Origin of the sequence: Thioalkalivibrio sp. ALJ15 (genome assembly GCF_000383695.1) — a bacterium.
In the GTDB taxonomy this organism is placed as follows: Bacteria; Pseudomonadota; Gammaproteobacteria; order Ectothiorhodospirales; family Ectothiorhodospiraceae; genus Thioalkalivibrio.
Map to the genome: position 1 here is coordinate 12734 of NZ_KB912058.1, position 12908 is coordinate 25641.

Annotated in this window: 15 protein-coding genes; 14 read left to right on the plus strand and 1 reads right to left on the minus strand. The window is 68.2% G+C overall.

All coding sequences use genetic code 11. The features are described from left to right. Positions 1 to 5: 5 nt before the first annotated feature. The 12 genes from G015_RS0106820 to G015_RS0106875 all read left to right on the plus strand — a co-directional run bounded on the left by G015_RS0106820 (position 6) and on the right by G015_RS0106875 (position 10054). Positions 6 to 431, plus strand: coding sequence for an RNA-binding S4 domain-containing protein (locus G015_RS0106820; RefSeq protein ID WP_018138605.1), 426 nt, complete (start codon positions 6 to 8; stop codon positions 429 to 431). A gap of 20 nt (positions 432 to 451) precedes the next feature. Beyond that, positions 452 to 898 carry an NUDIX hydrolase gene (locus G015_RS0106825; protein ID WP_018138606.1) on the plus strand — a complete coding sequence of 149 codons (447 nt, stop codon included), beginning with the start codon at positions 452 to 454 and terminating at the stop codon, positions 896 to 898. A 76-nt stretch (positions 899 to 974) separates the two neighbouring features. Then, positions 975 to 2360: a polynucleotide adenylyltransferase PcnB gene (gene pcnB, locus G015_RS0106830; RefSeq protein WP_018138607.1), complete on the plus strand. Its 1386-nt coding sequence runs from the start codon at positions 975 to 977 to the stop codon at positions 2358 to 2360. Beyond that, positions 2357 to 2887 carry a 2-amino-4-hydroxy-6-hydroxymethyldihydropteridine diphosphokinase gene (gene folK, locus G015_RS0106835; protein ID WP_012983411.1) on the plus strand — a complete coding sequence of 177 codons (531 nt, stop codon included), beginning with the start codon at positions 2357 to 2359 and terminating at the stop codon, positions 2885 to 2887. Before pcnB ends, folK begins: the two co-directional genes overlap by 4 nt. Next, entirely contained in the window at positions 2884 to 3534 is a 651-nt protein-coding gene (locus G015_RS0106840) for a deoxynucleoside kinase (RefSeq protein WP_012983410.1), read from the plus strand. Before folK ends, G015_RS0106840 begins: the two co-directional genes overlap by 4 nt. Before the next feature lie 36 nt (positions 3535 to 3570). Further along, complete coding sequence (gene panB, locus G015_RS0106845) at positions 3571 to 4365, plus strand: 3-methyl-2-oxobutanoate hydroxymethyltransferase (RefSeq protein WP_012983409.1); 795 nt, start codon at positions 3571 to 3573, stop codon at positions 4363 to 4365. Between the two features lie 51 nt (positions 4366 to 4416). Continuing rightward, positions 4417 to 5298, plus strand: a complete 882-nt coding sequence (panC, locus tag G015_RS0106850; RefSeq protein WP_018175399.1) for a pantoate--beta-alanine ligase — start codon at positions 4417 to 4419, stop codon at positions 5296 to 5298. 92 nt (positions 5299 to 5390) lie between these two features. After that, the gene (gene panD, locus G015_RS0106855) at positions 5391 to 5771 is read left to right on the plus strand and encodes an aspartate 1-decarboxylase (protein ID WP_012983407.1); all 381 of its coding nucleotides are present in this window, start codon (positions 5391 to 5393) and stop codon (positions 5769 to 5771) included. Between the two features lie 82 nt (positions 5772 to 5853). Beyond that, positions 5854 to 7014: an ADP-forming succinate--CoA ligase subunit beta gene (gene sucC, locus G015_RS0106860; protein ID WP_012983406.1), complete on the plus strand. Its 1161-nt coding sequence runs from the start codon at positions 5854 to 5856 to the stop codon at positions 7012 to 7014. Further along, entirely contained in the window at positions 7011 to 7886 is an 876-nt protein-coding gene (gene sucD / locus G015_RS0106865) for a succinate--CoA ligase subunit alpha (RefSeq protein ID WP_012983405.1), read from the plus strand. The genes sucC and sucD overlap by 4 nt, the downstream gene beginning before the upstream one ends. A 9-nt stretch (positions 7887 to 7895) precedes the next feature. After that, positions 7896 to 9590, plus strand: a complete 1695-nt coding sequence (locus tag G015_RS0106870) for an NAD+ synthase (protein ID WP_020146358.1) — start codon at positions 7896 to 7898, stop codon at positions 9588 to 9590. Positions 9591 to 9715: 125 nt separating this feature from the next. Next, positions 9716 to 10054 (plus strand): P-II family nitrogen regulator, encoded by a 339-nt coding sequence (locus tag G015_RS0106875; protein ID WP_012983402.1) that lies wholly within the window; start codon positions 9716 to 9718, stop codon positions 10052 to 10054. Positions 10055 to 10231: 177 nt separating this feature from the next. Here G015_RS0106875 and G015_RS0106880 read toward each other — a convergent pair whose 3' ends face one another. Continuing rightward, positions 10232 to 11071: an outer membrane protein assembly factor BamD gene (locus G015_RS0106880; protein WP_018138613.1), complete on the minus strand. Its 840-nt coding sequence runs from the start codon at positions 11069 to 11071 to the stop codon at positions 10232 to 10234. Between the two features lie 98 nt (positions 11072 to 11169). On the opposite strand from G015_RS0106880, the gene rluD reads away from it, so the two are divergent. Both rluD and pgeF read left to right on the plus strand, forming a co-directional pair. Beyond that, a complete protein-coding gene (rluD, locus tag G015_RS0106885; protein WP_020146359.1) occupies positions 11170 to 12129 on the plus strand; it encodes a 23S rRNA pseudouridine(1911/1915/1917) synthase RluD in 960 nt (319 codons plus the stop codon). Further along, positions 12119 to 12904 (plus strand): peptidoglycan editing factor PgeF, encoded by a 786-nt coding sequence (gene pgeF / locus G015_RS0106890; protein ID WP_018138615.1) that lies wholly within the window; start codon positions 12119 to 12121, stop codon positions 12902 to 12904. Before rluD ends, pgeF begins: the two co-directional genes overlap by 11 nt. Positions 12905 to 12908: the final 4 nt, after the last annotated feature.

The following is a 12908-nucleotide window of genomic DNA, read 5'->3' on the forward strand; positions in this document are numbered from 1 at the left end:
GTTCCTTGGCCAGGGCTGAGGCGCGCGCCGCGCCCGCCGGCGGGCTGCGCATCGACAAGTGGCTGTGGGCCGCGCGCTTCTTCAAGACCCGCGCGCTGGCCACCGAGGCCGTCAGTGGTGGCAAGGTCCATGTGAATGGCGAGCGCTGCAAGCCGGCGCGCCGGGTGCACCCGGGTGATCGCCTGACGATTCATCGTGGCCAGCAGACCTGGGACATCGACGTGCGGGCGTTGAATGATCAGCGTCGGCCCGCGACCGAGGCGCGCGAGCTGTATGCCGAGACGCCCGAGAGCACGGCCCGGCGCGAGGCCGAGTCCGAGCGCCGGCGCTCGGAGCGGGCGGTGGCCGACAGCGCGCCTATTCGCCGCCCGGACAAGCGCCAGCGCCGCCAGATCCGGCGTTTCATCCGCCAGGACGGACAAGACGAATGAGTGGCCCACCACAAACCCCCTTGCTGGCCGCGGATGTGGTGATCCATCACCCCGCTCACCCTGGCCGTGTCCTGGTGATCGAGCGACGCAACCCGCCCCATGGCTGGGCCCTCCCCGGGGGCTTCGTGGATGTCGGCGAGTCGGTTGAGCTGGCCGCCGTGCGCGAGGCCCTGGAGGAAACCGGTCTGGAGGTCACGCTGGAGGCCTTGCTGGGCGTCTATTCCGATCCTGCGCGGGATCCGCGCGGGCACACCGTCAGCGCCGTATTCGTGGCGCGCGGTGCGGGCGAGGCCCATGCGGCCGATGACGCCGCGGACTGTGCCTGGCTGGACCCCGACGATCAGAGCCAGCCCCTGGTCTTTGACCATCGGCGTATCCTCGATGACTATCTGCGCTACCGCCTGACCGGCGAAACCGCGCCGCTGCGCCTGCAGTTGTCGGGGGCGGGACGAGGAGCCGGGACATGATGTTTGTCCGTCCGGTCCTTTCCCGAACCGGCTTGCTGTTACCATATTGCGCTTTCGTTCACGGAACCCGAACCGAGTGACTCAGGCCGATCCTGCAACCCCGTCCGCCGCGATCCCCGAACCGCGCGTGTATTCACGCGAGGAGCACGGCATCTCGCGTGCCGCGATCGACGATAACGCCCTGAAGGTGCTCTATCGCCTGCGTGATGCGGGCTACCGCGCCTGTCTGGTGGGCGGGGGCGTGCGCGACCTGCTGCTGGGGCGCGAGCCGAAGGACTTCGACATCGCGACCGATGCCACGCCGGACCAGGTGCGCGGGCTGTTCCGTAACTGCCGCCTGATCGGGCGCCGTTTCCGCCTGGCTCATGTCTTGTTCGGCCGCGAGGTGATCGAGGTCGCCACCTTCCGAGCGCCGCACGACGAGGACGAGGGCGGCGACGGGCAGGTGGCGCTGAGCGACGAGGGGCGCATCCTGCGCGACAACCGCTACGGCACGATCGAGCAGGACGCGGTGCGGCGGGACTTCAGTGTGAACGCGCTGTACTACGACATCGACGATTTCTCGGTGCTCGACTACACCGGCGGGGTCGAGGACCTGCGCGAGGGCGTGTTGCGCCTGATCGGAGACGATGTCGAGACGCGGCTGCGCGAGGACCCAGTGCGCATGCTGCGCGCGGTGCGTTTCTCCGCGAAGCTGGGGCTGCGCGTCGCGCCCGAGGTCGAGGCCGGGATACACGAACTCGCGGGCCTGATGCAGACGGTCGCCCCGGCGCGGCTGTTCGACGAGGTGATCAAGCTGTTCCACAGTGGTGCGGCGGTCACCTGCCTGGATGAACTGGAGCGCTTTGGTCTGTTCGCGCCGATGTTCCCGGAGGCGGCCGAGTGCTTCGCCGATCCGGATGTGGGCGCCGAGCGGCGGCAGTTCCTGGTCGAGTCGTTGCTCAATACTGACAAGCGCATCAACGAAGAGCTTGGGGTCAACCCGGCGTTTCTTTATGCCGCGATCCTGTGGGCCCCGGTGCAGGTGGCGGCGACCCGGCGCATCGAGGACGGCGAGCAGGAGATCCCGGCCTGGCAGCAGGCGATGGCCGAGGTGCTGGATCGCCAGGTGAAGACGGTGTCGATCCCCAAGCGCTTCAGCCTGATCGTGCGTGAGATCTGGGAGCTGCAGGCGCGGCTGGAACGGGCGCGGGGTGGCCGCGCGCTGCGCCTGCTGACGCATCCGCGTTTCCGAGCGGGATACGATTTTCTCTGCCTGCGCGCCCGCGCGGGCGATGCCGACCCGGAACTGTGTCGCTGGTGGACCGAGTTCCAGGAGAAGGACGAGGGCGAGCAGAAGAAGATGGCTGGGGGCGGCGGCAAGGGTAAGGGCCGTGCCCGCCGTGGCGGGCGTCGCCGAAAACGTCGACGCACGGGCGATGGCGAAGCCGGCAGCTCGAATGACGGCGGGGATGCGGCATGACCGACGCTGGTTTGCAGGTGTTCGTGGGCATCGGCGCCAATCTTGGCGACCCCGAGGATCAGGTGCGCGAGGCCTTTCGGCGCCTGGCCGGTGACGTGCCGCAGACGCTGCTGACGGGGCAGTCGCGGCTGTACCGAAACCCGCCGATGGGCCCGCAGGACCAGCCGGACTACGTGAATGCCGTGGCCCGGCTGCACACCCGGCTCGAACCCCTGGAGCTGCTGCATGCGCTGCAAGCGATCGAGGCCGACTGTGGCCGCGAGCGCGATGGCACCCGCTGGGGGCCGCGCCTGCTCGACCTGGACATCTTGCTGTACGGGGATCAGGTGCTGGACCTGCCCGGGCTGCATGTACCCCATCCGGGCCTGGCCGAGCGCGACTTCGTGGTCCTGCCGCTGGCCGAGCTGGCACCGGGTCTGAAGATTCCGGGTGAGGGCCTGATCGAGCGGCTCGCCCGCCGCTTCGATGGCGCCTCGCTGGTCGCGCTGGAGGACCCGAACGTTGCCCGTGCTGGAGGGCAGCGGTGAGTCTGAGCAACTTCGATTTTGTTGCGGTGGAAGGACCGATCGGGGTGGGCAAGTCCAGCCTCGCGCGTCTGCTGTCGGAACACCTGCGGGCTGAGGGAATTTTTGAAGCACCGGACGAGAACCCGTTCCTCGAGCGCTTCTACCAGGAGCCGGACAAACACGCCCTGGCCACGCAGCTGCATTTTCTGGTGCAGCGTGTGCGGCAGCTGACGCCGGTCAGCCAGAAGGGCCTGTTCGAGCAGCGCCACGTGGCCGACTACGTGATGGACAAGGACCCGCTGTTCGCCGAGCTCAACCTGCACCCTGACGAGCTGGAGATCTACCGCGAGATGTTTCGGCATCTGCGCGCGGGTCTGCCACGACCTGATCTGGTGATCTACCTGCAGGCGCCCGTGGAAGTGCTGCTGGACCGCATTCGCCAGCGTGCGCGACCGTACGAACGTCACATCGAGGCGCATTACCTGGAACGCCTGAACGCCGCCTATGCGGAATTCTTCTATCATTTCGAAGGGGCGGCACTGGTGATCGTGAACGCCACCGAGATCGACTGGGTGAACAATCCGGCCGATTTCGAACAGCTGGTGCAGTTCCTGGAGCCGATCCAGGGTGGCCGACACTATTTCAATCCGCTGCCGATCACGCTCTGACGTGCGGCAGACCGATCCCGCCCGGGAGGCAGACTGATGCGGCCGATCACGGTCAATACGCTGGCCAGGCGCAAGCAGGCCGGCGAACCGATTACCTGTCTGACGGCGTATGATGCGTCCTTTGCCGCGCTACTGGATCGCTGTGGCGTGGACGTCATCCTGGTCGGGGATTCGCTCGGCATGGTGGTGCAGGGGCACCCGACCACGCTGCCGGTGACAATTGACGACATGTGTTATCACGTCGCAAATGTTGCTCGTGTGACCCATAACGCAATGATTATGGCGGACTTGCCGTTTCTTGGCGACGCCGATGCACCGACCGCGTTGCAGCAGTCCGGGGCCTTGCTGCGTGCCGGTGCGCACATGGTCAAGGTCGAGTGCGGTCTGGCCGAGCTGCCGATCGTCGAGCGCCTGGTGGCCGCCGGGATTCCCGTTTGTGCCCATCTGGGCCTGACGCCGCAGGCGGTGCATCGCATGGGTGGCTATCGTGTACAGGGTCGTGACCCGCACGCCGCCGCCGAGATGGAATCGCTGGCCGCACGCCTGGAAGCGGCGGGTGCCCAGGGCCTGCTCCTGGAAAGCGTACCGGAGGAGCTGGCGAACGCGATCGTGCGCGCGACCGATATCCCGGTGATCGGGATCGGCGCCAGCCCGCGCTGCGATGGCCAGGTCCTGGTGATCCAGGACGTGATTGGTCTGACGCCCGAGCCGCCGCGTTTCGCCCGCGACTTTCTGGGCGACGGTGGCTCGCTGGAGGGCGCAGTTCGCGCCTATTGCGAGGCGGTGCGTGCGCGCACGTTCCCTGAATCCGGCGTGCACACGTACCGTTAGTTCTTTCTTTTTTCCGTCCATGAGGACCCCGGCCCAAGAGACCCCTGGCCCATGAGAATCCTGCGTGACCGGCCCCAGTTGGTGGCCATGCATCGAGAATGGGCCCGCAAGGGCCGCGGAACCATTGCCCTGATCCCCACGATGGGGCACCTGCACGAGGGGCATATGACGCTGATCCGGCATGCCCGGGCGCGTTCGCAGCGCGTGGTGGTTTCGATTTTCGTGAATCCGATGCAGTTCGACCGCCCCGAGGACCTGGAGCGCTATCCGCGCACCCTGGAGGAGGACTCGCGCCTGCTGACCGAGGCGGGTGTGGACGCGGTGTTCTGCCCGTCGGAGGAGGATATGTACCCGGACGACGGCATGCCTCCAGTGCGGGTGGTCGTCCCGGGACTGTCGGAGATGCTGGAGGGGGCTTTTCGCCCGGGGCACTTCGATGGCGTGGCCACGGTGGTGACCAAGCTGTTCAATCTCGTGCGGCCGGATATCGCGCTGTTCGGCGAGAAGGACTACCAGCAGTTCAAGCTGGTCGAGCGCATGGTGCAGGGGCTGGATATCCCGGTACGGGTCGAGGCCATCCCGACGGTACGCGAGAAGGATGGCCTGGCCTGCAGCTCGCGCAACGACCAGTTGCCCGAAGAGGCGCGGGTGATCGCGCCGGAGCTCAAGCGCGTGCTGGACGAAGTGGCCACGGTCTGCCGGGGCGCGACCGTATTCGATGCCGAGCGCATCCCCGAGGTCGAGGGGCGTGCCTGCGATCGTCTCCGCGAGGCCGGCTTCGACCCCGAATACCTGTCCATCCGCCGCGCGCAGGACCTGGCCGAGCCGGAGCATGGCGTGGCGCTGGCCGATCAGGACCTGGTCGTGCTGGCCGCCGCGTGGCTGGCGGAAGTCCGTCTGATCGACAACGTCCGCACCCGCCCGACGAACTGATCCGTGCCCGATTCGGGGTGGGGCATTTGCCGCGCCTGGCACAATCGCGGATAATTTTGCGCCCCCAGAGGTTATCGCCGGGAAAATCGCCGATGCACGTCACCATGCTCAAGGGCAAGCTGCACAAGGCCCAGGTCACTCATTGTGAGCTGGAGTACGAGGGCTCGTGCGCCATTGATACGCGGCTGCTGGAAGCCGCCGGCATCCTGCCGTTCGAGCAGATCCAGATCTACAACGTGGACAACGGCGAGCGCTTCACCACCTACGCGATCGAGGGCGAGCCGGGCTCCGGCATCATCTCGGTCAATGGCGCGGCCGCGCACAAGGCGGCGGTGGGGCACCGCGTGATCATCTGCGCCTACGCGCAGATGGAGGCCGCCGCGGCCCGCGAATTCACCCCGAACCTCGTGTATCTCGACGCCCGCAACGCGATCGTGCGCACCGGCCACGGCATCCCGGTGCAGGCCGCCTGAGAAACCACCCCTCGCGTTCGCCCCTGCAGTTGTAGGGCCCCGTAGTTGTAGGGCAACGGGCGCACCGCTATCCTCCACACCCATGAATCTCCACGAATTTCAGGCCAAGGCGCGCTTTCGCGACGCCGGCATCCCCGTTCCCGACGGACAGGTGATCACCCACACTGACGAACTCCCCGCGGCCTGGCAGGCACTGGGCGCCGAGCGTGTGCTGGTCAAGGCTCAGGTGCATTCCGGCGGACGCGGCAAGGCCGGTGGCGTGGTGATGGCGGATTCCCCCGAGGCCGCGCGCGAGGCGGCGGAGAAGCTGCTGGGCTCGCGTCTGGTCACCGGGCAGAGCGGCCCCGAGGGCCTGCCGGTGGATCAGCTCCTGCTGGAGCCAGCCGCGGACATCGCCCGCGAGTTCTATTTCGCCCTGCTGGTGGACCGGGCCCGCGAGCGCCTGGCGCTGGTGGTCTCCGCCGAGGGGGGCATGGACATCGAAACCCTGGCCGCCGAGCGGCCCGAGGCGGTGATCACCCTGCCGATCCACCCGGCCACGGGCGTGATGCCGTTTCACGGACGGCGGGTCGCGTTTGCCCTCGGGCTGTCGGGCGAGCCGGCCAAGGCGATGGCGCAACTGGTGACCAATGCCCATGCCCTGTTCCAGCAGGTGGATGCGCAGCTGCTGGAGATCAACCCGCTGGTGCTGACCGCTGACGACCAGCTGCTGGCCATCGACGCCAAGCTGACCGTGGACGACTCCGCCGCCTACCGCCAGAAGGCGCTGATGGCCGAACGTGACGCGCGCCAGCGCGACCCGGCCGAGGAAGAGGCGCACGAGCACGACCTCAACTACATCCGCCTGGACGGCTCCATCGGCTGCATGGTGAACGGCGCGGGGCTGGCCATGGCCACGATGGACCTGATCAAGCACCACGGTGGCGAGCCGGCCAACTTCCTGGATGTCGGCGGCGGCACGACGGTGGAGCGGGTCACGGCCGCGTTCAAGCTGATCCTGTCGGACCCCTCGGTGAAGGCGGTGCTGGTGAATATCTTTGGCGGCATTGTGCGCTGCGACCTGATCGCCGAGGGCATCATCGCCGCGATCCGCGAGGTGCAGGTCCAGGTGCCGGTGGTCGTGCGGCTGGAGGGTACCAACGCGGAACAGGGCCGCGAGGCGCTGGCCAGCTCCGGTCTGGACGTGATCCCGGCCGCGGACCTCGACCGCGCGGCGCGCACCGTGGTGGAGGCCGTGGCATGAGCATCCTCGTCGACCGCGATACGAAGGTGATCTGCCAGGGCTTTACCGGCAAGCAGGGCAGCTTCCACTCCGAGCAGGCGATCGCCTACGGCACCCGTCTGGTCGGGGGCGTGACGCCCGGCAAGGGTGGGCAGACGCATCTGGACCGTCCGGTGTTCGATACCGTCGCTGATGCGGTGGCGCAGACCGGCGCGACCGTCAGCATGATCTATGTCCCGGCCCCGTTCGCGGCCGATGCGATCTGCGAAGCGGCGGATGCCGGCATCGAGCTGGCCGTGTGCATCACCGAGGGCATCCCGGTACAGGACATGATCCGCGTGAAGCAGGTCCTGGCCGGCAGTTCGACGCGCCTGATCGGGCCGAACTGCCCCGGCATCATCACGCCGGATGCCTGCAAGGTCGGCATCATGCCCGGCTATATCCATCAGCGCGGGCGCATCGGCATCATCTCGCGTTCCGGCACCCTGACCTACGAGGCCGTCAAGCAGACCTCGGATCGGGGCCTGGGCCAGAGTACCTGTATCGGTATCGGTGGCGACCCGATCCAGGGGCTTGACTTCGTCGACTGCCTGCGCCTGTTCCGCGACGACCCGGAGACCGACGGCGTGCTGCTGGTCGGCGAGATCGGCGGCGATGCCGAGGAACGCGCCGCGCGCTATATCGAGAACGAGTTCGACAAGCCGGTGGCGGCCTACATCGCGGGCGCCACCGCGCCGCCCGGACGTCGCATGGGCCATGCCGGGGCGATCATCGCCGGCGGCCAGGGCACGGCCGAACAGAAGATGGCGGCCCTGCGTGCGGCCGGGGCGAGCGTGGCCGAGAGCCCGGCCGAACTCGGCCAGGCCATGCAGTCCGCGCTCGATCGCGCCTGATACGCCGCGATGGCGTCCACCGATGACCTGCCGCTGGCCCTGGCCCAGATCAACCCGATCGTGGGCGGGCTGGATACGAACCGCCACCTGATCGAGGACGCGATCGAACAGGCCCGCGCCGCCGGTGCGCGCGCGGTGGTCTTCCCCGAACTCGCCCTGACCGGCTACCCCCCGGAGGACCTGCTGCTGCGCCCGGCCTTCCTGCGCGCGGTGGAGCAGTCCCTGGCCGCGATTACACGCTCGGTAGCGGGCATCGACGTGATCCTCGGCGCGCCGGTTCCCACCGAGAAGGGTCTGGTGAACGCCGCGCTGTGGCTGCGCGACGGTCGCGAGATCGCGCGCTATGCCAAGCAGGTCCTGCCCAACTATTCGGTATTCGACGAACAGCGCTATTTCGTCGCGGGCGATCAGGCCTGCGTGGTTGAGCTGGCGGGCTGGCGGATCGGCCTGACCGTCTGCGAGGACATCTGGCAGGCGGCGCCAGCCGCTGCCGCACAGGCGGCCGGCGCCGAACTGATCCTGAACCTGAATGCCTCGCCCTATCATCGCGGCAAGGCCGAGGAGCGCCTGCAGGTGGTGGGCGCGCGGGTCGCCGAGACCGGCTGCCCGGTGGTCTACGTGAACCAGGTGGGCGGTCAGGACGAGCTGGTGTTCGACGGCCGCTCCTTCGTGCACGACGCCGCGCATGGCGCGCGCGCGGTGCTGCCGGCCTGGGCGACCGGGTATGCCCTGGTGCAGGGCCGGCGCGGACCGTCCGGGATCGAACTGCAGCCCCGTCCCGAGACCATGCACCTGTCCGCCTGCGGCATCCGCCCGACGCTGACCGACCCCGGCCCGGAGCCGGACGAGGCGGATGCCCGCGACCTCTACCAGGCCCTGATGATCGGCATCCGCGACTATGTCGCCAAGAATGGGTTTCCCGGCGTGCTGCTGGGCCTGTCCGGCGGCATCGACTCGGGGCTGACGGCCGCACTGGCGGTGGACGCCCTGGGTCCGGCCGCCGTGACGGCGGTGATGATGCCGTATCGCTACACCGCGTCGATGAGTATCGAGGATGCCGAGGCACAGGCCCGGCTGCTGGGTATCGAGTACCACGAGATCGCGATTGAGCCGATGGTGCAGGACTTCCTCGAGGGCCTGTCACCGGCGTTCGACGCGATGCCCGCCCATGCGGGGGATGTGACCGAGGAGAACCTGCAGTCGCGCGCCCGCGGGGTGCTGCTGATGGCACTGTCGAACCGCAGCGGCAAGCTGCTGCTGGCGACCGGCAACAAGTCGGAGATGGCCGTCGGCTATTCCACGCTGTATGGCGACATGAACGGCGGCTTTGCCCCACTCAAGGATGTCTCCAAGCAGTGGGTGTACCGCCTGGCGCGCTGGCGCAATACGCGTGGCGCGGCGATCCCCGAGCGGGTGATCGAGCGTCCGCCCAGCGCCGAACTGGCGCCCGACCAGAAGGATGCCGATTCGCTGCCCCCCTACGAGGTGCTGGATGCGGTGCTGGAGGCCTTCGTCGAACAGGAGCGCTCGGTGGAGGAGATCGTGGCCGATGGCTTTGATCGGGCCACCGTGGAGCGCATCGCGCGGCTGGTTTTCCTGGCCGAGTACAAGCGCCGCCAGGCCCCGCCCGGGGTGCGCGTCAGCCGACGGGCCTTCGGCCGCGACCGGCGCTACCCGATCACCTCCGGCTACCGCCCGGGCTGAGGGCCCTCACGCGCCTCTGGCCCACGCAACGGCTGAGCCGGGGCGCGGGCGCCGCGGTGGCGGTTTGGTACACTTTCGGATGCAAGACGAGCGCCCGCGCGGCGGGCACAACCAAAGGGATTCGCATGAAGAAGATCGAGGCGATCATCAAGCCGTTCAAGCTGGAGGATGTCCGCGAGGCCCTGACCGAGATGGGCATTGCCGGCATGACCGCGACCGAGGTCCAGGGCTTTGGCCGGCAGAAGGGCCATACCGAGCTCTACCGGGGTGCGGAATACGTGGTCGACTTCCTGCCCAAGGTAAAGCTGGAGCTGGTGGTGGATGACGACCGCGTGGACGCCTGTATCGATGCGATCGTGAAGGCCTCGCGCACTGGCAAGATCGGGGACGGCAAGATCTTTGTCTCCGACATGGCCCGCGTGGTGCGTATCCGTACCGGCGAAGAGGGTAGCGAGGCGCTGTAACCCTCGGCCTCGGGCTTTGTCCCGTCATTGCGAGGAGCGCAGCGACGAGACAATCGGCCGGCTCCGGTAATCCCCGGATTCAGGCCTGCGGGTTCAGGAAACCGATTGCCGCGTCGCCTTCGGTTCCTCGCAATGACGGTTTGATTGCGAAGCCGGGGGAGTGCGGATGCTCCCCGGTCAGTTCGTGAAGAACGGCAAGCGGTCGAACACGCGCCACAGGCCGCCGCGCTGCTCGCGGGTCTCGATCGGTTCGCCCGCGCGCACGGCTACGGCGGCGTCGGGATAGTTCAGTTCCAGGACCATCATCGTCGCGTCGGCGTAGTCCTCGAGCCCCAGTTCGGTATAGGCACGCCACAGCACGCCCAGGGCCTGTGGCTGGACCTCGGCACCGGGGTAGGTGGCCAGCAGGTGACGCGCGCGCTCGGCGCCCGCGACCCAGGCGGTGCGCTCCATATAGAACTCGGCCACGCGCAGTTCGTAGGCCGCCAGCGCATTGCGGATATAGACCATCCGCAGGTAGGAATCCTGCGCGTAGCGGCTGTCGGGGAACTCGCGGATCAGACGGTCGAAATCCTGGAAGGCCTGCTCGAAGGGCTCCGGGTCCATCTCCGCCGGATCCCGCGGGAACAGGTTGGCGAGGAAGCCCTGCTGGCGGTTGAAGTTGATCAGCCCGCGCAGGTAGTACGCATAATCCAGGTTCGGGTGGCGCGGATTGAGCTGGATGAAGCGGTCCACCGCGGCGATGGCGGCCTCCGGCTCGCGCGCCTTGTAGTAGGCGTACGGGATCTCGATCTGCGCCTGCTGGGCATAGCGGCCGAACGGGTAGCGAGCCTCGAGGATTTCGTAGTATTCGACGGCCTGATCGTAGTTCCCCTCGTTCAGGGCGTTCTTCGCCTCGCCGTAGAGCTGACTGGCGGACCAGCCCAGCGTCGGGTCCTCGCGTCCGGCGCAGCCGGCAATCACAAGTGCCAGGAGCAGGACGGCGAGCAGGCGCAGCAGGTTTGGAGCAGAAATCACGATGGGGCCTCGCAGATGAAGCGGTGTCCGCGGATTCTACAACATCATGCCGTGCCTGGCCGTTCGCGGGTGCGGGAAAATCGAGACGAGTATCGCCAATGAACGAACCGCGATCTGCGGAACTCCCCGAGGAAGAGGCCGGCCAGCGGCTGGATGCCGCGCTGGCTAGGCTGTTCCCGGAGTATTCGCGCAGCCAGCTGACCCAGTGGCTGAAGGAAGGGGCCTTGACTGTGAACGGTGGCCAGCCGAAACCGCGCACGCCGGTGCAGGGCGGCGAGCATGTCGTGCTGGAGCCCCCGGAGGCCCCGGTCCTGGAGGCCGAGCCAGAGCCCATTGCGCTGGATATCGTCCATGAGGACCCCGCCGTACTGGTAATCAACAAGCCGGCCGGGCTGGTTGTGCACCCGGCGGCGGGGCATCGTGCCGGTACCCTGGTCAATGCCCTGCTGCACCATGACCCGAACCTCTCGCAGCTGCCGCGCGCCGGGGTGGTGCACCGGCTGGACAAGGACACCACCGGGCTGATGGTGGTTGCGCGTACGCCGCAGGCGCAGACCGCGCTGGTGCGCCAGTTGCAGGAGCGTACGGTCCACCGCGAGTACCGGGCACTGGTGCAGGGTCGCGTGATCAGCGGTGCCACCATCGAAGAGCCAATCGGCCGTCATCCGGTGGATCGCAAGCGCCAGGCGGTCACGGGCGGTGGCAAGCCGGCGGTGACCCACTATCGGGTAGCGGAGCGTTTCCCGGCTCATACCCTGCTGAATGTGCGACTTGAGACCGGGCGTACCCACCAGATCCGCGTGCACATGGCGCATATCCGGCACCCGATCGTGGGCGATCCCGCCTATGGAGGGCGCCCGCGCCCGGTGCGTGGCATGAGCGAGGCGGCGAAGGGGGCGCTCGCGGCCTTTCGCCGTCAGGCCCTGCATGCGGCGCGGCTGGAATTCGAGCATCCTGACAGTGGCGAAGTGCTCGCCTTCGAGGCACCCGTGCCCGAGGATTTCGAGGCGCTGCTCGTCGCCCTGCGTACCGACCGGGAGGCCGAGAATGACCGCTGAACTGATCCCCACGCTCGCACCGGACTTCGGCGACCTCCCGTCGGGCGTCTGGGCGGTACAGAGCACGCGGGAGGGGGGCGTGAGCACGGGCCCCTGGTACTCGCTGAATCTCGCCCTGCATACTGGCGATGACCCCGAACATGTCGCCGAGAACCGCTACCGCCTGGAACACAGCCTGGGGATCGCGGAGCCCGTCGCCTGGCCGCGGCAGGTCCACGGCACGCGCGTCATCCGGGCCGAGGACCTGCTGGAGGCGTGGGAGCAGGGCGAGGTGATCGAGGCCGATGCGGTATTCACCGACGCGCCCGGTGTGGTCTGTGCGGTGCAGACGGCGGACTGCCTGCCCGTCGTGCTGGCGACCGACGATGGCGAGGCGGTGGCCGTGGCCCATGCCGGCTGGCGCGGGCTGGCCGACGGGGTGCTCGAGGCGGCCGTCGAGGCCCTGCGCATTACTCGCCCCGAGGCGGAGATCCGCGCCTGGATGGGGGCGGCGATCGGCCCGGGGGCCTTCGAGGTCGGGCCGGAGGTGCGTGATACCTTCCTCGATCACGATGTCGAGGCCGCGCCCGCCTTCCGTCCCGGCCCGAACGGGCATTTCCACGCGGACATCTACGCGCTGGCCCGGCACCGGCTGGAGCGCGTCGATGTCGTGCAGGTGGCAGGCGGCGGGCGCTGCACCTATTCGGAGGTCGGGCGGTTCTACTCCTACCGCCGAGACGGCGAGACCGGGCGCATGGGCACGCTGGCCTGGATTGGACATCTGGACGAGGAATGACGGC

Coding starts and splice junctions, on each gene's coding strand:
- G015_RS0106875 (WP_012983402.1), top strand. CDS start 9,716: ATGAAGAAGATCGAGGCGATCATCAAGCCGTTCAAGCTGGAGGATGTC.
- pgeF (WP_018138615.1), top strand. CDS start 12,119: ATGACCGCTGAACTGATCCCCACGCTCGCACCGGACTTCGGCGACCTC.
- panD (WP_012983407.1), top strand. CDS start 5,391: ATGCACGTCACCATGCTCAAGGGCAAGCTGCACAAGGCCCAGGTCACT.
- sucC (WP_012983406.1), top strand. CDS start 5,854: ATGAATCTCCACGAATTTCAGGCCAAGGCGCGCTTTCGCGACGCCGGC.
- folK (WP_012983411.1), top strand. CDS start 2,357: ATGACCGACGCTGGTTTGCAGGTGTTCGTGGGCATCGGCGCCAATCTT.
- G015_RS0106870 (WP_020146358.1), top strand. CDS start 7,896: ATGGCGTCCACCGATGACCTGCCGCTGGCCCTGGCCCAGATCAACCCG.
- panB (WP_012983409.1), top strand. CDS start 3,571: ATGCGGCCGATCACGGTCAATACGCTGGCCAGGCGCAAGCAGGCCGGC.
- sucD (WP_012983405.1), top strand. CDS start 7,011: ATGAGCATCCTCGTCGACCGCGATACGAAGGTGATCTGCCAGGGCTTT.
- panC (WP_018175399.1), top strand. CDS start 4,417: ATGAGAATCCTGCGTGACCGGCCCCAGTTGGTGGCCATGCATCGAGAA.
- rluD (WP_020146359.1), top strand. CDS start 11,170: ATGAACGAACCGCGATCTGCGGAACTCCCCGAGGAAGAGGCCGGCCAG.